At 69.3% G+C, this 22138-nt stretch carries 22 protein-coding genes and 1 tRNA gene; 9 read left to right on the top strand and 14 right to left on the bottom strand.

What is annotated here, in order from left to right:
* Nucleotides 1-24 precede the first annotated feature (24 nt).
* A complete protein-coding gene (locus G5V65_RS17860) occupies nucleotides 25-501 on the bottom strand; it encodes a UPF0262 family protein (RefSeq protein WP_165052867.1) in 477 nt (158 codons plus the stop codon).
* Between the two features lie 213 nt (nucleotides 502-714).
* Nucleotides 715-2016 (bottom strand): histidinol dehydrogenase, encoded by a 1302-nt coding sequence (hisD, locus tag G5V65_RS17855; protein ID WP_165052838.1) that lies wholly within the window; start codon nucleotides 2014-2016, stop codon nucleotides 715-717.
* A gap of 224 nt (nucleotides 2017-2240) precedes the next feature.
* Between hisD and G5V65_RS17850 the strand changes: the two genes are divergently transcribed.
* Nucleotides 2241-2660, top strand: a complete 420-nt coding sequence (locus G5V65_RS17850; protein WP_165052835.1) for a hypothetical protein — start codon at nucleotides 2241-2243, stop codon at nucleotides 2658-2660.
* 517 nt (nucleotides 2661-3177) lie between these two features.
* On the opposite strand, the gene G5V65_RS17845 is transcribed toward G5V65_RS17850, so the two are convergent.
* From G5V65_RS17845 to G5V65_RS17835, 3 genes are read right to left on the bottom strand one after another with little or no spacing between them, the layout of a single operon-like run.
* Complete coding sequence (locus G5V65_RS17845) at nucleotides 3178-3654, bottom strand: DUF2948 family protein (protein ID WP_165052832.1); 477 nt, start codon at nucleotides 3652-3654, stop codon at nucleotides 3178-3180.
* A complete protein-coding gene (murA, locus tag G5V65_RS17840; RefSeq protein ID WP_165052829.1) occupies nucleotides 3654-4925 on the bottom strand; it encodes a UDP-N-acetylglucosamine 1-carboxyvinyltransferase in 1272 nt (423 codons plus the stop codon). The genes G5V65_RS17845 and murA overlap by 1 nt, the downstream gene beginning before the upstream one ends.
* Nucleotides 4926-4934: 9 nt before the next feature.
* On the bottom strand, nucleotides 4935-5129 hold the full coding sequence (locus G5V65_RS17835) for a hypothetical protein (RefSeq protein WP_165052826.1): 195 nt from the start codon (nucleotides 5127-5129) through the stop codon (nucleotides 4935-4937).
* Nucleotides 5130-5262: 133 nt separating this feature from the next.
* Between G5V65_RS17835 and G5V65_RS17830 the strand changes: the two genes are divergently transcribed.
* Nucleotides 5263-5337 (top strand) — tRNA-Thr (locus tag G5V65_RS17830).
* A gap of 155 nt (nucleotides 5338-5492) precedes the next feature.
* Nucleotides 5493-5840, top strand: a complete 348-nt coding sequence (locus G5V65_RS17825; RefSeq protein WP_165052823.1) for a YnfA family protein — start codon at nucleotides 5493-5495, stop codon at nucleotides 5838-5840.
* Between the two features lie 12 nt (nucleotides 5841-5852).
* Here G5V65_RS17825 and G5V65_RS17820 read toward each other — a convergent pair whose 3' ends face one another.
* Complete coding sequence (locus G5V65_RS17820) at nucleotides 5853-8246, bottom strand: YbcC family protein (protein WP_165052820.1); 2394 nt, start codon at nucleotides 8244-8246, stop codon at nucleotides 5853-5855.
* A gap of 28 nt (nucleotides 8247-8274) precedes the next feature.
* Nucleotides 8275-9828 carry a proton-conducting transporter transmembrane domain-containing protein gene (locus G5V65_RS17815; RefSeq protein ID WP_165052817.1) on the bottom strand — a complete coding sequence of 518 codons (1554 nt, stop codon included), beginning with the start codon at nucleotides 9826-9828 and terminating at the stop codon, nucleotides 8275-8277.
* Nucleotides 9829-9944: 116 nt separating this feature from the next.
* Between G5V65_RS17815 and G5V65_RS17810 the strand changes: the two genes are divergently transcribed.
* The gene (locus G5V65_RS17810) at nucleotides 9945-10817 is read left to right on the top strand and encodes a LysR family transcriptional regulator (RefSeq protein WP_165052814.1); all 873 of its coding nucleotides are present in this window, start codon (nucleotides 9945-9947) and stop codon (nucleotides 10815-10817) included.
* A gap of 9 nt (nucleotides 10818-10826) precedes the next feature.
* Here G5V65_RS17810 and G5V65_RS17805 read toward each other — a convergent pair whose 3' ends face one another.
* Genes G5V65_RS17805 through iolC form a run of 3 tightly spaced genes read right to left on the bottom strand, consistent with a single transcriptional unit; the run spans nucleotide 10827 to nucleotide 13510 of the window.
* Entirely contained in the window at nucleotides 10827-11669 is an 843-nt protein-coding gene (locus G5V65_RS17805; RefSeq protein ID WP_165052811.1) for a class II fructose-bisphosphate aldolase, read from the bottom strand.
* A complete protein-coding gene (locus tag G5V65_RS17800) occupies nucleotides 11666-12505 on the bottom strand; it encodes a 5-deoxy-glucuronate isomerase (RefSeq protein ID WP_165052809.1) in 840 nt (279 codons plus the stop codon). Before G5V65_RS17800 ends, G5V65_RS17805 begins: the two co-directional genes overlap by 4 nt.
* Before the next feature lie 12 nt (nucleotides 12506-12517).
* Nucleotides 12518-13510, bottom strand: coding sequence for a 5-dehydro-2-deoxygluconokinase (iolC, locus tag G5V65_RS17795; protein ID WP_165052806.1), 993 nt, complete (start codon nucleotides 13508-13510; stop codon nucleotides 12518-12520).
* A 153-nt stretch (nucleotides 13511-13663) separates the two neighbouring features.
* Between iolC and G5V65_RS17790 the strand changes: the two genes are divergently transcribed.
* From G5V65_RS17790 to G5V65_RS17780, 3 genes are read left to right on the top strand one after another with little or no spacing between them, the layout of a single operon-like run.
* Entirely contained in the window at nucleotides 13664-14779 is a 1116-nt protein-coding gene (locus G5V65_RS17790) for a Gfo/Idh/MocA family protein (protein ID WP_165052804.1), read from the top strand.
* Nucleotides 14780-14795: 16 nt separating this feature from the next.
* Complete coding sequence (locus G5V65_RS17785; protein ID WP_165052801.1) at nucleotides 14796-15686, top strand: sugar phosphate isomerase/epimerase family protein; 891 nt, start codon at nucleotides 14796-14798, stop codon at nucleotides 15684-15686.
* 9 nt (nucleotides 15687-15695) lie between these two features.
* Nucleotides 15696-16829: a Gfo/Idh/MocA family protein gene (locus G5V65_RS17780; protein ID WP_165052798.1), complete on the top strand. Its 1134-nt coding sequence runs from the start codon at nucleotides 15696-15698 to the stop codon at nucleotides 16827-16829.
* Here the strand turns inward: G5V65_RS17780 and G5V65_RS17775 are convergent.
* Nucleotides 16826-17824: a LacI family DNA-binding transcriptional regulator gene (locus G5V65_RS17775; protein WP_165052795.1), complete on the bottom strand. Its 999-nt coding sequence runs from the start codon at nucleotides 17822-17824 to the stop codon at nucleotides 16826-16828. The genes G5V65_RS17780 and G5V65_RS17775 overlap by 4 nt on opposite strands.
* 175 nt (nucleotides 17825-17999) lie before the next feature.
* Between G5V65_RS17775 and G5V65_RS17770 the strand changes: the two genes are divergently transcribed.
* Entirely contained in the window at nucleotides 18000-18404 is a 405-nt protein-coding gene (locus G5V65_RS17770) for a rhodanese-like domain-containing protein (protein WP_165052791.1), read from the top strand.
* Between the two features lie 7 nt (nucleotides 18405-18411).
* On the opposite strand, the gene G5V65_RS17765 is transcribed toward G5V65_RS17770, so the two are convergent.
* The 3 genes from G5V65_RS17765 to G5V65_RS17755 form a co-directional block, all read right to left on the bottom strand.
* Nucleotides 18412-19368: a Hint domain-containing protein gene (locus G5V65_RS17765; RefSeq protein ID WP_165052789.1), complete on the bottom strand. Its 957-nt coding sequence runs from the start codon at nucleotides 19366-19368 to the stop codon at nucleotides 18412-18414.
* Nucleotides 19369-19370: 2 nt separating this feature from the next.
* Nucleotides 19371-19976, bottom strand: coding sequence for a toxin-activating lysine-acyltransferase (locus G5V65_RS17760; RefSeq protein ID WP_241250630.1), 606 nt, complete (start codon nucleotides 19974-19976; stop codon nucleotides 19371-19373).
* Between the two features lie 170 nt (nucleotides 19977-20146).
* Nucleotides 20147-20935 (bottom strand): DeoR/GlpR family DNA-binding transcription regulator, encoded by a 789-nt coding sequence (locus tag G5V65_RS17755; RefSeq protein ID WP_206526865.1) that lies wholly within the window; start codon nucleotides 20933-20935, stop codon nucleotides 20147-20149.
* A gap of 220 nt (nucleotides 20936-21155) precedes the next feature.
* On the opposite strand from G5V65_RS17755, the gene G5V65_RS17750 reads away from it, so the two are divergent.
* Complete coding sequence (locus G5V65_RS17750) at nucleotides 21156-22127, top strand: ABC transporter substrate-binding protein (RefSeq protein WP_165052786.1); 972 nt, start codon at nucleotides 21156-21158, stop codon at nucleotides 22125-22127.
* Nucleotides 22128-22138: the final 11 nt, after the last annotated feature.

Genomic DNA, 22138 nt, shown 5'->3' with positions numbered 1-22138 from the left:
AAGCGGGAAAACCGTCGCCCAAGATCAACCCCAGTGCAGGACGCAGATCAGCGTGAACAGCCGCCGCGCCGTATCGGTATCCACCTCGGCCTTGCCCTCCAGCCGCTCCTGCAGAACCCGCGCGCCTTCGTTGTGGATGCCGCGCCGGGCCATGTCGATCGCCTCGATCTGGCTGGGCGGCAGGCGCTTCACCGCCTCGAAATAGCTCTCGCAGATCTGGAAATAATCCTTCACCACCTGCCGGAACGGGCCGAGGGACAGATGGAACTCCCCCACCTTCTCCCCCGCTTCCGACCCGATGTCGAAGACCAGCCGCCCCTCGCGGATCGCAAGGCCCAGCCGATAGGGCCCGGACGGCACCTCCCGCCCCTCCCGCACCGGCAGCGCGAAAGAGTTTTCCTCCAGCAGGTCAAAGATCGCCACCCGCCGCTCCTGCTCGATCTCCGGCGTCGGGCGGGCCAGACCCCGCTCGTCAATCTCGATATGGCAGATGCGGTTCATGGCAGACCTCTTTTCACCCGAAGGGTGATGCCCGACCAGAACCCGCAGCGCAAGGGCGATGGGGGAGGTACCGCGCATGCCATGCAGAGAAAGGCCGTCCGAAACCTGCCGCTGCGCCCCTGCGCCAAACCGTAGGGCGGGGTTCACCCCGCCTTGTAGGGGTTCACCCCGCCTTGTAGGGGTTCACCCCGCCTTGTGGGGTTCACCCCACCCCTACCCGTTCAACCGGTCCAGCCGCGCCCGCACGCTCAACCCATGCGCCTGCAGGCTCTCGCTCACCGCCAGCCGCTCCGCGCTCGGCCCGATGGCGCGCAAGGCCTCGGGCGTCATCCGCGCCATCGTCGTCTTCTTCATGAAATCCAGCACGTTCAGCCCGGACGAAAACCGCGCCGACCGCGCCGTCGGCAGCACATGGTTCGGCCCGCCCACATAGTCGCCAATCGCCTCCGGCGTCCACGCACCCAGGAAGATCGCCCCCGCATGCGGGATCTTCGCGGCCAGTGCCTCCGGCTCCGCCACCATGATCTCCAGATGCTCCGCCGCGATCCGGTTGGCCAGATCCGCCGCCTCGTCCAGATCCCGCACCACGATCACCGCCCCATTGTCGCGCCACGACGCCCCGGCAATCGCCCGCCGCTCCAGCATCTGCAACCGCGCCTCAACCGCCGCCGCCACGGCCTGCCCGAACCCCGCATCCGTGGTGATCAATATCGCCTGCGCGCTCTCGTCATGCTCGGCCTGGCTCAGCAGGTCCAGCGCCACCCAATCCGGGTCATTGTCACCATCCGCGATCACCAGCACCTCCGACGGCCCCGCGATCATGTCGATCCCCACGCGCCCGAACACCCGCCGCTTCGCCGCCGCCACATAGGCATTCCCCGGCCCGGTGATCTTGTCCACCGGCGCGATCGTCGCCGTCCCATAGGCCAGCGCCGCCACCGCCTGCGCGCCCCCCACACGGTAAACCGCATCCACCCCCGCAATCCGCGCCGCCAGCAGCACAAGCGGGTTCACCACCCCCCCCGGCGTCGGGCAGGTCACGACCAGCCGCGACACCCCCGCCACCTTCGCCGGAATGGCATTCATCAGGACAGACGAAGGATAAGAGGCAAGCCCCCCCGGCACATAAAGCCCCGCCGCCGAAACCGGCGTCCAGCGCCAGCCCAAGGTCGCCCCCGCCGCATCGGTCCAGCTTGCATCCTCGGGCAACTGCCGCAGGTGATAATCCCGGATCCGCGCCGCCGCCAATTCCAGCGCTGCCCGATCCTCGGTGGACACCCTGGCAATCTCCGCCTCGATCTCGTCGTCCGAAAAGGCCAGCCGCTCCGCCGTCAGCGCCATCCGGTCAAACCGCGCCGTCAGCTCCAGCAGCGCCGCATCCCCCCGCGCCCGGACATCGGCGATGATGGCGGCCACGGCCTGATCCACATCCTCGGCCTCTTCGCGCTTCATCGACAGAAGCTGCGCGAAATCCGCCGCGAAACCGGCATCACGGGTGGACAGGAAAAAGGTCATGGGCCAGGCCTCCGCAGGGTGCGCCCCATCTAGCGCGCAGGCTGCCCGCGCTCAAGTCCCGCGCGCGCCGTCCCGCGCGGCCCGCCCCCCCGCCCCGAAGTGACCCCGAATACGGCCCGCAAACCGCTTGACGGACAGCCATCCGCAGGGGAATCCTTCCCCCAGTCCGGTCACGATTTTCCCTCTGTTTCCAGCACCTTTCCCGATTGCCAAGGATATGTTCCATGCGTCTTGCGCTTTCCCTCATTGCCGGCCTGCTCCTCGCCGCCCCCGCCGTCCGGGCCGCCGATTTCACCGTGCCTGTCGATGGCCGCTTCACTGAATCCAGCATCCAGTTCACCGAAGGGTTGGGCCATGTCTATTACTTCGCCTGGGCGGTCTTCACCGACCAGGGCCGGTTTGCCGTCTGCGGCTCCGGCGCGCTTGAAAACCGGCAACTTCGCACCACCGTGGCCAAGATGGCCCGCGCGGGCGAGGTGCGCGTGGCGGGCAAGACCTACAGGATCGACCTGTCCTATTTCACCTCCGTCCCGGATCGCGCCAGCCTCACCGGCTCCACCGCAAATTGCAAACTGATCGGCCCCACCCCGGCTTCCGGCTCGGAATACGAATTGCGCTTCGGACGCGGCAGCTTCCGGGGCTGATCGCGTCAGGGCGCGGACCTCCGCGCTGACAGGCCGGCCCGCAGCCGTGCCCACCCACATGGCGGGGACGGCTCAGGGAGGGGGCACCCCTGCCCCCCACCAAGACCTCGGCCCATTCCTCACCACCCCCTTCTCCCTCCCCCGCAGGGCGGGGGAGGGCCGGGGAGGGGGCGCCCCCGCCCCCACCAAGACCCAGGCCCGATCCTCTCCGCCCCCTTCTCCCTCCCCGCAGGGCGCGGGGGAGGGTCGGGGAGGGGGCCGCGCCGACCCCGGTAAAACGGCGGATCTGTCCCCAATCCAAAGGGTCTTCGGGCCTCCCCGCACGAGCAAACCACATCTCGCCCCATCCAGGGCTCGAACCACAGGATGCGCCAAAACACCTGCGCCTGCGCACGGTTAACCACGAACCGCCGCCCTGCCCTCTCGGAATTTGTATGCACCGCCCGCTGCACTGCCGTGCTGCACTGGCGCGCTGCACGGCTGCGGCGCGGAAAATCCGGCAATCCCAAGGACTTGGTTAATCCCGATGCGCGGGTTTCTTCCGGCTCGGCGCCAGATAGGGCCGCGTGACATCATGCAGCGTCACTTCCAGCGCCTCGACCTCCACCCGCACCGCCCCGTCGCCCGCCAGAACCAGCGTCACCGCCCCCGTCCCGTCCTCCCCCGGCTCCCAGGCCAGCGACAGGATCGACAGCACCGTCTCCGGGTCCCCCCGGTCGATCCCCTGCGACCGCACCGCGCCCGCATCCTCGATCACCAGAAGCGCCCGCACCCGCTCATAGGGCCGCCGCGCAGCCTCGGCCGCCGCCCGGTCCTCCCAACGGAAGCGATTGATCAGACAGGCAAATCGCCGCTTCGACCGCTCCCATTTCAGATCCGCCCCGGTCAGCACCGCATCCTGCACCAGGGCCGAGATGACCTGCAGATCCTCCCCGTCCCGCGCCACAAGGTTCAGCGGGCCGATCTCGCCATCCTCAAAGCGCGCGTCGGCCATCAGTTGCCCTTGATCCGCTCGATCTGCGCCCCGCAGGCCCGCAGCTTTTCCTCGACCCGCTCATAACCCCGGTCCAGGTGATAGACCCGGTTCACCACCGTCTCGCCCTCGGCGGCCAGCCCCGCAAGGATCAGGCTGACGCTCGCCCGCAGGTCCGTCGCCATCACCGGCGCCCCCCTCAGCTTGGCCACCCCCGTCACCGTCGCCGTGCCGCCATGCACGTCGATCCTGGCCCCCATCCGCATCAGCTCGGGCGCATGCATGAACCTGTTTTCAAAGATCTTTTCCTCCAGAACCGACACGCCCTCGGCGGTGCAGAGCAGCGCCATCATCTGCGCCTGCAGGTCCGTCGGGAACCCCGGAAACGGCTCCGTCGTCACGTTCACGGCCCGCACCCGACCGCCCTTCCGCGACACTTTCAGACCCCGCTCCGTCTCGCTCACGCTGATCCCGGCCTCATCCAGCTTCTCGGCGAATGCCCCCACCAGATCCATCCGCCCACCCAGACATTCCACCTCGCCCCCGCAGATCGCAGGCACCAGCATATAGGTCCCCAACTCGATCCGGTCGGTCACCACGGGATGCGTCGCGCCATGCAGACGGTCCACGCCCTGCACCGTGATGGTCTCCGTCCCCTCGCCGTCAATCTGCGCGCCCATCTTCCTAAGGCATTGGGCCAGATCGACAATCTCCGGCTCCCGCGCCGCGTTCTTCAACACGGTCGTCCCCTTCGCCAGCGTCGCCGCCATCAGCGCGTTTTCCGTGGCCCCCACGGAAACAAAGGGAAATTCGACCACAGCCCCCTTCAACCGCCCGCCCGGCGCCTTGGCATGGACATAGCCTTCCCGCAGGTCCAGCTCCGCCCCCATCGCCTCCAGCGCCTTCAGGTGCAGGTCCACCGGCCGCGCGCCAATGGCGCATCCGCCCGGCAGCGACACCACCGCATGCCCATCCCGCGCCAGCATCGGCCCAAGGACAAGGATCGAGGCCCGCATCTTCCGCACGATGTCGTAATCGGCGGTATGATTGTCGATGTCATGCGACGACATCGCCAGCACCAACCCGTCCTGCAAGGCCGCAACTTCCGCGCCAAGGGATTGAAGAAGCTGGGTCATTGTCCGGATATCCGACAGCCGCGGCGCATTCGTCAGCGTCAGCGGCTCCTCGGTCAGAAGGGTGGCGGGCATCAGCGTCAGGCAGGCATTCTTGGCCCCCGCGATCGGGATCACCCCGTTCAGCGCCCCATTGCCCTTGACCAGTATCGAATCCATCTGCCCGCCTCACTCGTTCTCGCGGGGGCTGCCCGCGGCACCCCCGTCATCTTCTGCCCTGCCCGCCCCGCCCCGCGCCCTGGCCTGCGCCTTGCGCCGCGCCATATTGGCCTTCAGCGCCGCCTTCAACCGCGCCTCCCGCGTCCCTTCCGACGCGGTCCGGGCGGCTTTGGCGGGCTTGGTTTTCTCGGGTTCCGGCTCCATCGCCCCCTCCTATACGAAGCGGCGGAAAGGGTCCAGATTGCGCCGGAAAAAGCGGCGACTTTGCACTTGCACCCGCACCGGAAGGCGGCTATTCACCCGCCACGTCGCGCGGCACAGCCGCAATCGACCCGGCGCTGCAGTAGCTCAGTGGTAGAGCACTCCCTTGGTAAGGGAGAGGTCGAGAGTTCAATCCTCTCTTGCAGCACCACCTATCTCCTTGATCCGCCTTGCCTATCCTGCCCTTTCCAGAGGCTTGAAACGGTCCCTTCCCGGATCCCGCCTTGCGCCAAAGGCGCGGTGCGGGGCAGAAAGGTCAGGTCGGAACTGGCGATGCAGTCCGGTCGGGCAGGAAGGTTGGGCAAGATGGGCATCACAGGCGTTCTTCCCGCAATCGGGGCCTATGCGCTGGCCGCGCTGGCCGAAATCGCGGGCTGCTTTGCCTTCTGGGCCTGGCTGCGGCTGGATCGCTCGGCGCTCTGGCTGGTGCCGGGGATGCTGTCGCTGGCGCTCTTTGCCTGGCTCCTGACGCGGATCGACCAGCCCTTCGCAGGCCGCGCCTATGCCGCCTATGGCGGCGTCTACATCGCGGCCTCGCTGCTCTGGCTCTGGGTCGTCGAAGGGCAGATCCCCACCCGCTGGGATCTGCTGGGGGCGGCCCTCTGCCTGGCCGGCATGGCCATCATCCTGACCGGCCCCCTCCTGCAGCGATAGGACCGCCGCCCGTCAGGCCGCCGAAAGCCCGATCGCGGCCGGCCCCTCCTCCCAGATCAGCCCCGGGCGATAGCGCGCGGCGACACGGCCGTCCTGCAGGGCGAACAGATGCATCCAGCCCTTGTCGAACAGCGCCCGCACCCCGTCATGGCGCTCCAGGATCGCCGTCATCGCCGCGGTCGGCGCCTCGATCATCACCGACAGGCGCAGCGCCTCATGCGCGGGGGCCGCGCCGTCATGCACGCCTTGCAGCGGCAGGCCCGGGCGCAGCAGGCCGCCATTGCCCTCGACCACCCCGATCCCGCCCACGACATTGTGGATCAGCTTGTTGCCCCCGCCAAAGACCCGCGGCGCGACGGTCGATCCGTAATATTGCAGGCTGATCCAGCTCGCCACCACAACCGGCGCGGTCAGCACCAGTTCCAGCGTGGCAAAGTCGCGATCCTGATGCCAGTCATAGCTGTGCAGGAAGGCCCGCCCGGCCAGATCGCGCCCCGCCGTCACCGCCCGCGGCGCGGCGATGAAGGCGCTGCACCCCGCCAGCCCCCATTCCGGCCGCACCTCGGCCCAGTCCAGCGCCCGGCGCGGCAGATCCTCGGCCCGCGCGCCGGGCAGGCGCAGCGCCCGCTCGGCCCGCGCCGCCTGTCCCGCCGCCGCAAGCCAGGCCGCGGCCCGGTCCAGGTCGGCGGCATGATCCGCCACCGCCGCATCGGGATAAAGCGTGACCTCATCCGTCACCGTGTCATGCAGCCCCGCCACGAACAGCGTATCGGCAGGAAGCGCGATGCCTTCCCCGGCAAGCCCCGCCCGGGTTTCGGGATCGTTCAGCAGATCGGCCAGCAGCCGCGCCGAAACCTCGCCCGTCTGGCCGCAGCAGGCCCCGCAATGATAGGCGCTTTCATGCGGATTGTTGGTCACCTGCGCGCCATGGCCCACCAGCAGCACCAGCCGCGCATGGCCCTCGGTCAGGCTCATCGCGCGCAGCACCGCCGCCGCCGTCTGCGCCTTCTGCGCCGCGCTCAGCCCGCCCTCGATCCGCGGGCGCGGCAAGGGCGCCATCCCGCCCCTGCCCCGCCCCAGCGCATCGCCCAGGAGCTTGGCCCCGTAGACCGGACCCGCCGCCTCGACAAAGGCGAAGGACGACACCGCCGCCTGCCGGAACCGCCCCCAGGCCCGCGCCGCCCGGGCCGAGATGCGAAGCGCCGCCTCTTCCGCCTCGCTGCCATGGCTGGTCGATGTCATGGCCGGGTTCAGCAGGGCCGGCAGATGGGCCTGCAATTCCTCCGTGCCTTCGGGGCGATGAGCCAGCGGCAGGCCGAAGAAGCCTGCAAAACCCAGCGTGGCGATCTGGCCATCCTGCGCTTCCAAAGCGCGGCGCAGCACTTCAGAGCGGACGTCGATGCAAAAGGCCGCCTGCAGGACCGGGCGCGCAACCGCCGCCGCAGGGACCAGGGGCGCGGCCAGCAGCGAAGCCAGCCTGCGCTGATGCGCCCGCTCCGCCGCTTCCTGCAGCACCACGTCCAGCGCCTGATCCGGCGTCGGCAAAAGCGGCGCGGCATGGGCGGCGACCGTGGCCTGCCAGGCCTCGGCCACCGCGGGGCAATGGGCCAGCAGCGCCTCTTCCCAGATCAGCCGGATCGCCAGCATGTCGATCAGCGTGGCATCCGTGCCCCCCTTCAACTCGGCCTGCCAGAGCAGCCAGCGCGCATGCTGCGGCCAGCCGCCCAGATCGACCAGCAGCCGGTGAAAGACCGTCTCCGCCGCCTCGGCACTGATGCCCAACCGCTCTGCCGCGCGCAGGATCGCGCGCTCGGCCGTGTCGGGCGCTTCGGCCACATGGGCGGCGAAACCGTCCAGCCCCGCGATTTCCGGCGTCAGGTCATGCGTCGCCCATTCCCGCCAGGCGGCAAAGGCCCCATGCCCGGGCCGCGGTGTCCACAGCGCCTGCCCCCGGTCGAAATGCCCCGCCGCCCACAGCCCGAAACTGCGCCCCAGGATCGCGGGCCAATCCGTCCCCGTCGCCCGGGCGACCAGATCCGCCACCGTGGGCAGCGCCTCGGGCTCCGGGCTGTCCGCCGTCAGCCGCGCCTTCAGCCAGGACAGGTCGCGCGGCTTGACGGGGCTCGTCGAGGCGATCAGCGCCGCCGCCAGATCGTCATCGTCGATCTCGCCCCGCGCCACCCGCGCGGCCAGGTCCTCGCGCGGCAGCGTCAGCCGCACCCCCGCCACCCGGCCCAGCCGGGCCGCCGCCTGCGCCAGATCCTCGCCCGTCTGGCCCAGGAAGGGGTTCACCGCCACCGTCGCATCCAGCGGAAAGGCCGGCGGGATCGCGCGCGCCGCGGCCTCTGCCGCCTCCCGCAACCCCGAGGCCAGCATCGGCGCGATCTGACTGTGCTTGATGAACATGTCTCTCTCCGTTGTCGGATGGGTGTGGTCAGGATTTCGTCGCGATGCGGAAGCCGCCGGTGATCCGGTCGAACAGCGCGTTCAGATAGAGCCCGTTGGCCAGATGCACCCGCAGCCCCGCGGTCGAGGGGTGATGCGCCCAGAGCGGGAACAGCGCCTGTGCAAAGGCCACCAGCCCGAAGGACAGCACCGCCACCACGATCAGCGCCCATTCCAGCGGCCCGGCCACGGGTGCGGCGGGCAGATGCGCCCCCCAGATGGCCTGCGCCACGACCTGAAAGCCGAAATAGGCCAGCGCCGCCGCGACCGAGGCCGCCCCCGTCCGCCGCGTCAGCGCGCCGGGTGCCGCATCGGCAAGGCCCTGCGCGATCAGGTAGGACACACCGAAGATCAGCATCGTCCCCAAGGCCAGCGCCTGCGGCGTCTTCTCGCCCACCAGCGCCGAAAACACCGCCGCCACCGCCAGATACAGCACCAGCGCCAGCGCGAAGGACCGCGCCACCGCGCCCAGCCCCGGCACCGCCACCGGGCCCGGCTTGCGGATCGCATTCACCGCCCGCACGGCACCGCCCGCGCTCAGGAAGGCATGCGCCTTGTAAAGCGAATGCGCCACGATATGCAGCAGTGCCAGCGGCCACAGGCCCAGCCCGCATTGCAACAGCATGAACCCCATCTGCGCCACGGTCGACCAGGCCAGCGCCGTCTTCACCGCGCTCTGCGTCAGCATGACCAGTGCCCCGAACAGCGCCGTCAATCCGCCGATCAGAACCAGCGCCGCCATCGCGCCCGGGCTGTGCTGCACCAGCCCCGACAGGGTGATCAGCAGCACGCCGCCCGAATTGATGATCCCCGCATGCAGCAGCGCCGAAACCGGGGTCGGGGCCTCCATCACCTCGGTCAGCCAGCCATGCACCGGGAAGGCCGCGGTCTTCAGCACCGCCACCGCCACCAGCAGCGCCACCGCGCCCTGCGCCAGCGCAGGCAGCCCCGCCATCCCCGCCGCCTCGGACAGGCCCGCGATATCCAGCCGCCCATAAGCCAGCCACAGCAGCACCGCCGCCCCCACCAGCAGCACATCGCCCGCAGCCCAGACCCGGATGAACTTCGCCGCCGCACGCCGCGCCTCGGCCCGTTCGGGATAGAACAGCAGCAATTGCCGCAGGATCAGCCCGGTCGCCACGAAGGCCGCCACCAGCACCGGCAGGCTGCCCGCCTGCACCAGGATCAGCACCGCCGCGATCGCGGCCAGCGTCAGCGCATGGAAACGCCCCTCGCGCGCCTCGCCATCCAGAAAGCGCCGCGCATAGCGCGTCACGATCCAGCCGACAAAGGCCACCAGCACCGCCATCGTCACGCTGATCGCATCCAGCCGCACCAGCGCGAGCCCCTCCGGCCCAAAGGCCATCGGCCCGGCCAGCGCGAATTGCACCGCCCCGGCCAGCGCGATGCCCAGCGCCAGCAGCGCCGCCGCCTCGGCCAGCAGGGGCAGGCGTCCGGGCCGCCGCCCGCCATGGCGCAACAGCGGCAGCGCCGCCGCCAGCAGCAGGACAGGCGAAATCAGGATCAGAGGAAGGCTCGTCATGGCACAGGCTCCGTCGCGCAATCATTCGGGTTCAGGATCGTTCCGGCTGATCTAGCCCTTGTCCCTTGGCCAGAAAATTACATATATTTTCTGAAATCGTTCGGTTTGATGGAAGAATGGCCCAGATCAACCTGCATCACCTGCGCCTGTTTCGCGCCGTGGCCAGCGATGGCACCCTCACCGGGGCGGCGCGCGGGCTGAACCTGTCGCAATCGGCGCTGTCCACGCAGCTTCGCGCGCTCGAGGCGTCGCTGGGCCAGGATCTTTTCGAACGGCGCGGGCGCGGCCTCGTGCTGACCGAGGCCGGGCGCATCGCCCTCGATCATGCCGAGGCGATCTTCCGCACCGCCGATGACCTGACCGCCACCCTGCGCGAAACCGGCCGCGCCCGGCGCGCGCTGCGCGTGGGGGCGCTGGCCACGCTGTCGCGCAATTTCCAGATGCAGTTCCTGCGCCCCCTGATCGGACGGCCCGATGTCGAGGTGGTGATCCGCTCCGGCTCGCAGGACGAACTCCTGCGCGGGCTGGAGGCGCTGGCCCTCGATGTGGTGCTGACCAATCTCGCCCCGGCCCGCGATGCCGCCAGCCCCTGGCTGATCCACCGGCTGGACGAACAGCCCGTCAGCCTGATCGGCACGCCCGCCCGCATGGGCACTGCCCCGCTGCCGCTGGCCGAACTGATCGCCACCCAGCCGCTGATCCTGCCCACCCGCGAAACCGCCCTGCGCGCGGCCTTCGATGCGCTGGCGGCCCGGCTGGGCGTGACCCCCATCCTCGCCGCCGAGGTGGATGACATGGCCATGATCCGCCTTCTCACCCGCGCCGATGCGGGCCTTGCCATCATCCCGCCCATCGTCGTGCGCGACGAACTCCTCTCCGGCGCGCTGGTCGAGGCCGCGCGTCTCGACGGGATCGGCGAGACCTTCTTCGCCGTCACCCAGCAGCGCCGCTTCCCCAACCCCCTTCTGGCCGAGGTGCTGCACCGCTAGGCCGCCCGCCTACCCGGCCCGGCCCGCAGCCCCCATCCCCCGCATCACCGCCCGCGCCGCTGCCGAAAGCGGGCCTTCGGTTGCCTTGAGGATGGCGATGCGGTCGAACTGCGCCGGATCCTCGGCCAACGCCTGCCGCAGGGCGCGCCCGAATTCCATACGCAATTCGGTTCCGATGTTGAACTTGCACACCTGCGACCCCGCCGCCAGCGCCGCCCGCTGTTCGGGCGGCACGCCCGATCCGCCATGGATGACCAGCGGCACCGTCGTCACCGCCTCGATCGCGCGCAGCCGCGCCAGATCCAGCCCGCGCCCCGCCGCCTCCTGCAGATGCAGGTTGCCCACCGATACCGCCATGGCATCGACGCCCGTCTCGCGCGCGAAACGCGCGGCCTCCTCCGGGTCCGTGCCGGATGAGGCGATGCCCCCCGCATAGCCCACCAGCCCGATCTCGCCCTCGCATCCCGCCCCCGCGCGCCGCGCCATCTCGGCCACCTCCGCCGTCCGCGCGATGTTCTCCTCCAGCGGCAGGCGCGATCCGTCATACATCACCGACGAAAACCCCTCGTCCAGCGCGATGCGGCACTCCTCGGGCGAGGTGCCATGATCCAGATGCACCACCACCGGCACCGTTGCCGCCTCGGCCAGATGGCGCAGCATCCGCGCGAGGATCGGCAGCGGTGTATGCGCCCGGCACCCCGGCCCCGCCTGCAGGATCACCGGCGCGCGCTCCGCCTCGGCGGCCGCCACGAAGGCGCGCATGTCCTCCCATCCCAGACAGACCAGCCCCGGCACCGCATAGCCCCCCGCCATGGCCGGGCCCAGCACATCGGCCAGCGTCGCCACCGTCATCGGAACTTTGCCACCATGTCCATGATCCCCGGGATCGTCTTCACCTGATCGGCATGGGTCGGCTGGAAGAACTGCCGCAGGCTGCGCTGGCTCTGCCCGCCAAGGATGGTGAAGTAATACATCTCGTATCCCGGCAGCACGCAGCAGGGATGATAGCCCCGGTCGATCAGCACGGTCGATCCGTCCATCACGTGATAGGCATCGCCCGGTTCATTGTCGACGCGCTGCAGCATCTGCAACCCCGATCCATGCCCGGGCCGGAAGCGGAAGTTATAGCATTCGTCATGCCGCGTCTCGTCGGGCAGGCGGTCGGTGTCATGCTTGTGGCTGGGAAAGCCCGACCAGCCCCCCGCGCCCACGGTGTAAAGCTCGCTCACCAGCAGCCGCCCCACCCTGTCATGGCAGGCCGCGCCAAGGATATGCTTGATCTTGCGATGCGTCTTCGTCTCGTCCGATCCGTATTGCACCACGTCCAGATCGCCCGCCCGCACGGCAAAGGGGCGCAGCGTCCGGTCAAAGCGGGCGCCCGCGACAAAGACCTCGCTGTCGCGCCGCGCGGTGATCCGGGCGGGGGTGTCGCTGGGAATGTAAACCCCCTCGGGTTCCCCATCCCAGACATCCGCGCCGCGCTGGCCGATATCGACAAAGGTCTCGCCCGCGCAATCCACCTCCACCGTCCCGGTCGCAGGCACGACACAGCTCTCGTATCCCGGCAGGCGATAGCCGAAGCTTTCCCCCGCCTTCAGCCGCAGGATGTTGAAATAGACCAGCGGCACCCGCGCATCACCCATGTCGACGATGGCGCGGTTCCGGTTGTCATGGGGCGGGATATGCATGCTCTTCTCCTGTCAGACCGGGGTCGGCCCGGCATCCTCGGCCAGAAACCTGTCAAGCTCGGCCTGGGTCGGCATGGCCGGGGCACAGCCCACGCGGGCCACCACCATGGCCGCCGCCGCCGATCCGCGCAGCACGCAGTCGCGCAGCGGGCGGCCCTCGGCCAGCGCGGCAAGGAAGGCCCCCAGGAAACTGTCCCCCGCCCCCGTGGGCTTCAGCGCGCGGCTGCGATAGATCCCGGTGGCGATCTCCTCCTCGGCGGTCACCGTCACCGCCCCCTTCTCGCCCATCTTGTAGACAGCCACCTGCGCCCCCCGCGCCACCAGCCCGCGCGCGGCATCAATCCCCGCCTCGGCGCCCATGGCCGCCGCGCCGGCCAGCAGGGAGAATTCCTCTTCATTGCCGACGATCACATCGCACAGCGCCGCCGCCGCGCCGCACACCGCCGAAGCCTCCGCATCGGACGCCCAGGAATAGGGCCGATGGTCGATATCCAGGATCACCGGCACCCCCGCCCCGCGCGCCAGCGCGATGGCCCGCTGCACCGCCCCGCGCGACGGCTCTGCCGCCAGCGCCGTGCCCGTCACCACCAGCCCCGACAGGGCGGCATACTCCACCGCCTCCACATCGGCCCGCTCCAGCGCGAAATCGGCGGCCCCGTTGCGATAGATCACCGACTGGCAGTCCGACGCCCGCGTCTCCACCACCGCCAGCGAATTGCGCGCCTCACCGCCCGCGACGCGGACATGGTCGCGCCCCACGCCATATGCATCCAACTGCCGCAGACAGAACTGCCCCACCGCGTCCGCCGCGACGCAGGTCATCAGCGCCGCCCGGCATCCCTGCCGCACCAGCGCCACCGCGATATTGGCCGCCGATCCGCCCAGCGCCGCCGTAAAGCGCTGGCTGTCCTCGATCCGCGTGCCCGGCGGATCGGCATAGAGATCCATCCCCGCCCGCCCGACGACCAGGAAATTCCGCCCCGCAAGCCGCGCCAGCCCGGCCATCCCTCGCCCCCTCTTTGCGCCACCGCCCATAACGGGGCTTGCGCCCTGCCGGGACTCAGGATACGCCTTTTGCAACCGGTTGCAACCATCTCCGTCCGGGGCCGCCCAGGCACCCCGGAAACCGCGAGGCAGGCCAGGGAAAAGGGGGGCAGGATGCGCGATATCGGCATCGGACTCGTGGGCGGGGGCTATATGGGCAAGGCGCATGCCGTGGCGCTTTCCGCCGTCGGTGCCGTCTTCGACACGCCCCTTCGCCCGCGCCTTCAGGTCATCGCCGCCGCCAGCCCCGCTTCGGCGGAAGGCTATCGCCGCGCCTATGGCTTTGCCCGCGCGGCCAGCGACTGGCGCGATCTCGTCGCCGATCCGGCGGTCGAGGCGGTGGTCATCGCCTCGCCGCAGGCCACCCACCGCGCCATCGCCGAGGCGGCCTTCGCCGCGGGCAAGCCGGTCTTCTGCGAAAAGCCGCTGGGCGCATCGCTCGCCGACGCCCGCGCCATGACAGCCGCGGCCGAGGCATCGGGTCTGCCCAACATGATCGGCTTCAACTATGTCCGTACCCCGGCCACCCAATTCGCCCGCAGACTGCTGGCCGAAGGGGCCATCGGCACGGTGACTTGGTTCCGCGCCGAACATAGCGAGGATTTTCTCGCCGATCCCGCCCTGCCCGCCACATGGCGCACCTCGGGCCGGGCCAATGGCGCGATGGGCGATCTGTCGCCCCATATCATCAACTGCACCCTCGCCCTCATGGGCCCCATAGCCGAGGTATCGGCCCGCATCGAAACCGTCCACACCACCCGCCCCGGCCCCTCAGGGCCGGTTGCCGTGGACAATGACGATCAGGCCCAGATCATGCTGCGCACGGCCAGCGGGGTGATGGGCCATCTCTTCATCAGCCGCGTCGCGACCGGGCGGAAGATGGGCTATGCCTATGAAATCCACGGCACCAAGGGCGCGATCCGCTTCGATCAGGAAGACCAGAACGCGCTCTGGCTCTACCGCGCCGAAGGGCCGAATGCCACGCGCGGCTTCACCCGCATCCTGACCGGCCCGGATCACCCCGATTACCTCGCCTTCTGCCAGGGCCCCGGCCATGGCACCGGCTATCAGGACCAGATCATCATCGAGGCACGCGATTTCCTCTCGGCCATCGCCACCGGCCAGCCGGTCTGGCCGCGCTTCCGCGACGGGCTCGCCGTGGCCGAGGTGATCGAAGCGGCCTTCCTTTCCGCCGCCAGCGGGCGCTGGCAAGACGTGACCCCCGCCTGAAGGAGCAGCCCCGGCCATGACCATCCGCATCGGCAATGCACCCTGTTCCTGGGGTGTCGAATTCGCGGGCGATCCCCGCAACCCGCCCTGGCGCGACGTGCTGCGCGATTGCGCCGCCGCCGGCTATGAAGGCATCGAACTCGGCCCCATCGGCTACATGCCCGAAGACCCCGCCATCCTTTTCGACGCGCTTGAGGAGACCGGCCTCGATCTGATCGGCGGCGTGGTTTTCCGCCCCTTCCACGATCCCGCCGCCTGGGACGATGTCCGCGATGCCGCCTGGCGCACCTGCCGGGCGCTCTCGGCCCATGGCGCGCGCCATCTGGTGCTGATCGATTCCATCTCGCCCCGCCGCGCGCCCACCGCGGGCCGCGCCGAGGCCGCCGAACAGATGGACCGCGCCGAATGGCAGGCCTTCCGCGACCGCATCGCCACTATCGCCCGCTTGGGGACCGAGGAATTCGGCCTCACCGTCGCCATCCATGCCCATGCCGCGGGCTTCATGGATTTCGAACCCGAACTCGAACGCCTGCTGGACGAGGTGGATGACCGCCTGCTGAAGATCTGCTTCGACACCGGCCATCATTCCTATGCGGGCTTCGATCCCGTGGCCTTCCTGCGCCGCCATGTGGGCCGCGTCTCCTACATGCATTTCAAGGATATCGACCCGCGCGTGAAGGCCGATGTCATCGCTAAGGGGACCGGCTTCTATGAGGCCTGCGGTCAGGGCATCTTCTGCAATCTCGGCAAGGGCGACGTGGATTTTCCCGCCGTCCGGCAGATCCTTCTCGACGCGGGCTATCAGGGATGGTGTACCGTCGAGCAGGATTGCGATCCGACACTGGATGTCCGCCCGGTCGAGGATGCGCGCCTGAACCGCGACTATCTCGCCTCCATCGGTTTCTGAGGGATCATCATGGCCAAACTCAAATGGGCACTCATCGGTGGCGGCGAAGGCAGCCAGATCGGCCCGGCCCACCGTCTCGGCGCGCTGGCCGACGGGCATTTCGATCTGGTCGCGGGCGCGCTGGACCACCGCCCCGAAGCAGGCCGCGCCTTCGCCCAAAGCCTCGGGATCGCGCCCGACCGCGCCTATGGCGACTGGCGCGAATTGCTGGCCGCCGAACAGGGCCGCCCCGACCGGCCCGATCTGGTGACCGTGGCCACCCCCAACGCCACCCATTACGAAATCACCCGTGCGCTGCTCTCGGCAGGCTTCCATGTCCTGTGCGAAAAGCCCATGACCGTGACCGTGGACGAGGGCGAGGATCTCCTCCGCCTCAGCCGCAGCACGGGCCGCCTCTGCGCGGTGAACTACTGCTATTCCGCCTATCCCATGGTCCGCCAGGCGCGCGCCATGGTCCGCGCGGGCGAACTGGGCCGCATCCGCCTTGTCGTCACCAATTTCAGCCATGGCCATCACGGCGATGCCACCGATGCCGAAAACCCCCGCGTGCGCTGGCGCTATGATCCCGCACAGGCGGGCGTTTCGGGGCAATTCGCCGATTGCGGCATCCATGCCCTGCACATGGCCAGCTTCATCTGCGATGACGAGGTGGAACGCCTCTCTGCCGATTTCGCCTCCACCATCCCCTCGCGCCAGCTGGAGGATGACGCCATGGTCAACTTCCGCCTCTCGCGCGGGACGGTGGGGCGGCTCTGGACATCCTCGGTCGCCATCGGCCGCCAGCACGGCTTCGACATCCAGATCTTCGGCGAAACCGGCGGCCTGCGCTGGGCCTCCGAACAGCCCAACCAGCTGATCCATACCCCGGTCGGCGGGCGCACCCAGATCATGGAAAAGGGCGAAGCCGGCCTCTGTGACGAGGCCCGCCGCCTCAGCCGGGTGGCCATCGCCCATCCCGAAGGCTTCCCCCTGGCCGTGGCCAATATCTATTGCGAACTGGCCGACGCCATCCGCGGCACCCCGCGCGATGGCCTGCCCGGCGCGGAAAGCGGCCTGCGCTCCATCGCGGCGGTCCATGCCGCCGTCGCCTCGGCCCGCCAGGGCGGCGCCTGGGTCGAGGCCCGCCCCCCCATGCTGCGCTAAAGGGCCGCCCGCAGACTGCCCCGCTCCACCACCCGGCAGGGAAACAGGCGCTGCTCCGGCGCGCGGTCGGGCCGCTCGATCGTCTCGACCACCAGGTCGATCGCTGCCGGGATGATCAGGTCCAGCGGCTGGCGGATCGTCGTCAGCGCGATGGTCTGCCAGCGCGCCATCTCCATGTCGTTCAGCCCGATCAGCCCGATATCCCCCGGCACCCGCAGCCCGGCATCGGCAATCGCGCTCATGGCCCCCACGGCCAGCAGGTCATCGCCGCAGAAATAGGCCTCTGCCGGGCCCGCCGCCAGCAGGCGCTGCATCTCGGCCCGGCCCGCGTCAAAGGTATAGGCCGCCGCATGCGACCGCCCCACCGTCACATCCGCCCGCCCACTGCATCCCGCCAGAAACCCCGCCTCGCGATCCTGCGTCGATGTGGCCCCCGGAGGCCCGCCCAGAAACCCCAGCCGCCGGTAGCCCCGCGCCAGCAGCACCTCTGCCGCCATCCGCCCGCAGGCGGCATTGTCGATCCCCACGACATGCACCCCCGCCCCCGGCGCGGCCCGCCCGAAGGCATGCACGATGGGCAGCCCCGCCGCCCGGAAAGCCCGCGCGAAACTTGCAGGCAGCGTGGAGGAGGCCAGGATCACCCCATCCACCGAATATTGCCGCAGCATCCGCAACGAGGCCGCCGGATCCGTCGCATCGCTCAGGTTCACCAGCAGGGGCCGCAATCCGCGATCCTGCAGGCCGCGCGTGAACAGATCGAACACCTCAAGGATCAGGGGATTGTGGAAATTGTTCACGATCAGCCCGATCAGCTTCGTCCGCCCCGTCGTCAGGCTTGAGGCCAGCGCATTCGGCGCATAGCCCAATTCGTTCGCCGCCGCCTCCACCCGCGCCCGCATACCGGGCGAAACCGATGCCCCGGCGGTAAAGGTCCGCGACACGGCCGACCGCGACACCCCCGCCCGCGCCGCCACATCCTTCAGCGTCACCGCCATGCCGGTCCCGATCCCTGCTTGCACCCTGCCGCGACTATACACAGCCCGCCGCGCCGGGAAACCGCCCAACCGTCGCCGCCCCCCCCTGCCCCGCGCAGATGCCTTGCCAGCCCCGCCCGGATCGGGCACCACCGGGGGCGAACCGGCCCCGCGCCCCCAACCGGAAAGGCCCGCCATGCCCGTCGGATTCCGCCAACTTCTCGCCGAGGCCGAGGCCGAGGTCACCTCCCTTTCCCCCGAACAGGCGCAGGCCCATCTGGGCAGCCCCGACATCGCCTTCATCGACATCCGCGATCCCCGCGAACTGGATCGCGACGGGATGATCCCCGGCGCCTTCCACGCCCCGCGCGGCATGCTGGAATTCTGGATTGATCCCGAAAGCCCCTATCACAAGCCGATCTTCGCCGAAGACAGGCTCTTTCTCTTCTACTGCGCCTCGGGCTGGCGGTCGCTTCTGGCCGCCCAGATCGCCCAGCGCATGGGGCTCAGGACAGCCTCTCTCTCGGGCGGGTTCGGCGACTGGCGCCGCGCGGGCCTGCCGCAGGCAGGCCATGCGCCCGCCCCGGCGCGCAAGGGCTGATCCCGCGTCAGCAGGCCATCCGCCGCGGCCCGGTCGCCACCGGTGCCCGCCGCCCCGCCGCGGCGCGCAAGGGGGCGGCAAAGGCATCCACCAGAAGCCGCAACCTTCGCCCTGCGGGAAAGGGCCGCGCAGGCACCATGCCGCCCTGCGCCGCCACCAGCGCCGCCACCGTGGCGCGGTCCTCGGGGGCCAGCATCTCCATCGCCTGCGGGCCGGGATAGAAGCTTTCGCTGGCCAGCCCCTCGGCCATCACCACCTCATGCCGGTCGAACAGCAGATGCACATAGTCCACCCCCGCCTCCGGCAGGACCTGATCCACCCCCGGCAGCCCGGCCAGGGCATGCGCAGGCACCAGCACTTCGGACTCGTCCAGCAGAAGGTGCGCCACGGGCGAGGCGATCAGGATCCGGTGCTGGCGCGAGACGGTCACATCCGCCCCCGGCACCCCCGGACCCAGCGCCCCCGCCGCGATGCGAACGGGCTGCAAGGCGGGCCGCGCGATCATTTCCGCCCGGCTCACCCGCCGCATTCCGGCCCAGCGCACGGGTTGCAGGCCGTGATCCCTTGTCCGCACCAGATCACCCGCCCGGATCTGCCCCGCCGCACGCGGCCCCTCGGCCGTATCCATCAGCGTATCCGACGCGAAACAGGTGATCCCGTTGATGGTGATGGTGATGGTCTGGGTATCGCTGCCCACCGCATCCGATACCGCGACCACGAAGATATCGGTCAGCGTATCGCCGCCATCCAGCGCATCCACCACCGGATGGGCATTGTTCAGCACATAGCTCCACAGCCCGGTCGACGGGTTGATCGTCACCGTGCCATAGCTCGCCCCGCTGGAAATCGACCAGGTATTTCCCCAGTTGTTCGCCGTCTCGGTCAACTGCCCGGTCACCACCGCGCCGCTGTCCTCCAGCACCGATCCGCTGATCACGCCACCGATATTCGGGGGGGAACCCATGCTCAGCCCTCCCCGCCCATCAGCAGGCGCGCGAACTGTCCCGCGCCATAGGACCGCACCTCGACCTCGGCCTCGGGCCGGGCGCGCGCCCATTCCACCACCCGATAGCGCGATCCGTCGCGATTGTGCCAAAGCGTGCGCACATGCGGCAGGTCGGGATTGGCGCTCAGCATCGGCACGATCTGGTCGATATGGCCGAAGGGGGCCACGAAATCCACCAGCCAGACCGAGGCCCCGCTGTTCCAATCCTCGGGGCGCAGGCCCTGATGCTCCACCGCAAAGCGCCGCTCCTGCTCGGGGCCAAGCCCGGCCCAGGTGATGAAGGCCCGGGGAAAGCCGTTCGACCGGAACAACCGATACTGCCCCAGCCGCAGGGGCGGCTCCAGCAGGGACAGCATGTCCCCCATGGCGCGCGGGCGGTGATAGCGGGTCATCCCGGCGAGATAGACCATGGACCCCAGATCGGCGAACAGCCCCTCGGGCAGATCGAACCAGTCCGCGGGAAAAGGCCGGTCGCTGTCGGCAGCCTCCGGCCCCGCCGCCCGCAACTCGGCGAAATGGCGCATGGTTGCGCGGAAGAAATGATCCGACCGGGGGCGGTCTGTCATGCGCTCGAAAATGCCTTTGCTCGGGCCCGTCCTTCTTGCCCGGCTCTTGTGGCGGGCCTTTGCGGGGGGCTGATCTGTCCCAAATATCAATAAACGTTAGCATAAACGCCGGACTCCGACAACCTTCGTCTATCCGGCCTCCGAAAGTCCGGCCCCGCAGCGCCGCCCGGTCACCCGGCAATGACGGCCTCGGCCCCCCCCGCCGCCAGCGCGGCGGCGACATCGGGCGGCGGGGCCTGATCGGTCACCAGCCGGTCGATACGCGTGAAATCCACCACCCGGATGAATCCCTGCCGCCCGAACTTCGCCGCATCCGTCGCCACGATCCGCCGCCCGCCACAGCCCAGCACCGCGCGGGCGAATTCGGCTTCCTGCAGGTCGAAATCCATCACCCCGCCCCGATCCACCGCCCCGGCCGAGATCACCGCATGATCCACCGCGAACCGCCCGATGAACTCCAGCGCCGAGGCCCCCAGCGCCGCGCCGGAATCCCGGCGCAACTCGCCCCCCGCCATGAAGACGCGGTTGCCGTTCACCGTGGCAAGGATCCGCGCGATGTCCGAGGAATTGGTCACCACCGTCAGCCGCCGGTGCTGCAACAGCGCCCGGGCGATGAAACTGGTCGTCGTCCCGGTATCCAGCATGACCGACTCGCCATCCCCGATCCCCGCCGCCACCGCCCGCGCGATGGCCCGCTTGGCTGCCGCATTCTCGCGCATCCGGCGATCAAACGGCGCCTCGCCCGTCTGCCCGGCCAGCCCCACCGCGCCATGGCTGCGCACCGCCGATCCCGCCTCCACCAGCGCGCGGATCTCGCGCCGGGCGGTTTCGGCAGAAATGCCCAGCATTTCGGCCAGTTCCGCCACCGGGCGCATCCCCTGCCCGTCCAGCAGCTTCAGTATCTCTGCCTGCCGCCGCGACGCCATCCCCATCCCCGACCTGACCGTTACTGACCACATTCAGCCGTTTTCCTGACCGTTTCAACAGAAATCCTCGTCCAAACGGTCACCAAAATTCCAAACGCGGCCAGAATCCATTTGACAGCCGCCAGACCCTTTCGCCTAACCTGATCGTGGCAAACCTCCCGGGCGGCCCGTCCCCCGGAAACAGCCCAAGGTCGAACACCCATCCGACCGTCCAGATCAGACGCCAACAGAAATCCATCGCAGGGAGTTCACGATGCGCCGTTCCGTTCCTGTCCTATCCGGTCTCCGCCCCCTGGGCCTTGCCGCCCTCATCACCGCCAGCACCGCGCTCTCCTCCCTCGCGCAGGAGTCGACCGATCCGATCAAGCTCACCCTGCATGACTGGACGGGTCAGCTCATCACCACCCAGCTCATGGGCGAGGTGCTGAAGAAGGCGGGCTACAGCGTCGAATATGTGCAGGCCGACTATCTGGCGCAGTTCCCCGGCCTTGAATCCGGCGATCTGCATGTCGCCATGGAAATCTGGGAAACCACCGGGCGCGAGGCGATGGATGCCTCCGTCGCCACCGGCAATGTCGAAATCCTCGGCCCCACCGGCATGCAGGCGAAAGAGGAATGGTGGTATCCCACCTACATGAAGGAGCTGTGCCCCGGCCTGCCCAACTGGGAAGCGCTGAAGGATCCCGCCTGCGCCGAGGCCTTCTCCACCGCCGAGACCGCCCCCAAGGGCCGCTATCTGGGCGGCCCCGTCACCTGGGGCGGGTTCGACGAGGAACGGGTCGAGGCGCTGGACCTGCCCTTCGAGGTGATCCATGCCGGCACCGATGCCGCCCTCTTCGCCGAACTGGAAAGCGCCTATCAGCGCAAGGCCCCGGTCCTTTTGTGGATCTATGCCCCGCATTGGGCGCCTGCGAAATACGAAGGCGAATGGGTCGAATTCCCCACCTATTCGGTGGAATGCTACAATGATCCGGCGGTCGGCGTGAATCCCGACATGGCCTATGACTGCGGCAAACCCTTCGGCGATATCTGGAAGGTCGGCTGGGCCGGGCTCAAGGACAAGTGGCCCGGCGCGCACAAGGCGATCACCGCTTTCAGCATCGACAATGCCGAGATGGGCCAGATGATCACCGAGGTGGATCTGAACGGCAAGACGATCGAGGCCGTCGTCGCCGACTGGATGGCCGCGAACGAGGCGCGCTGGTCCGCCTGGATCGCGGGCTGATCCGCAGGGCG

Origin of the sequence: Paragemmobacter kunshanensis, assembly GCF_011059185.1 — a bacterium.
GTDB classification, from domain to species: Bacteria; Pseudomonadota; Alphaproteobacteria; order Rhodobacterales; family Rhodobacteraceae; genus Paragemmobacter; species Paragemmobacter kunshanensis.
Note: the sequence above shows the minus strand (reverse complement) of the source record. Positions and strands in the feature narration are given on the sequence as shown.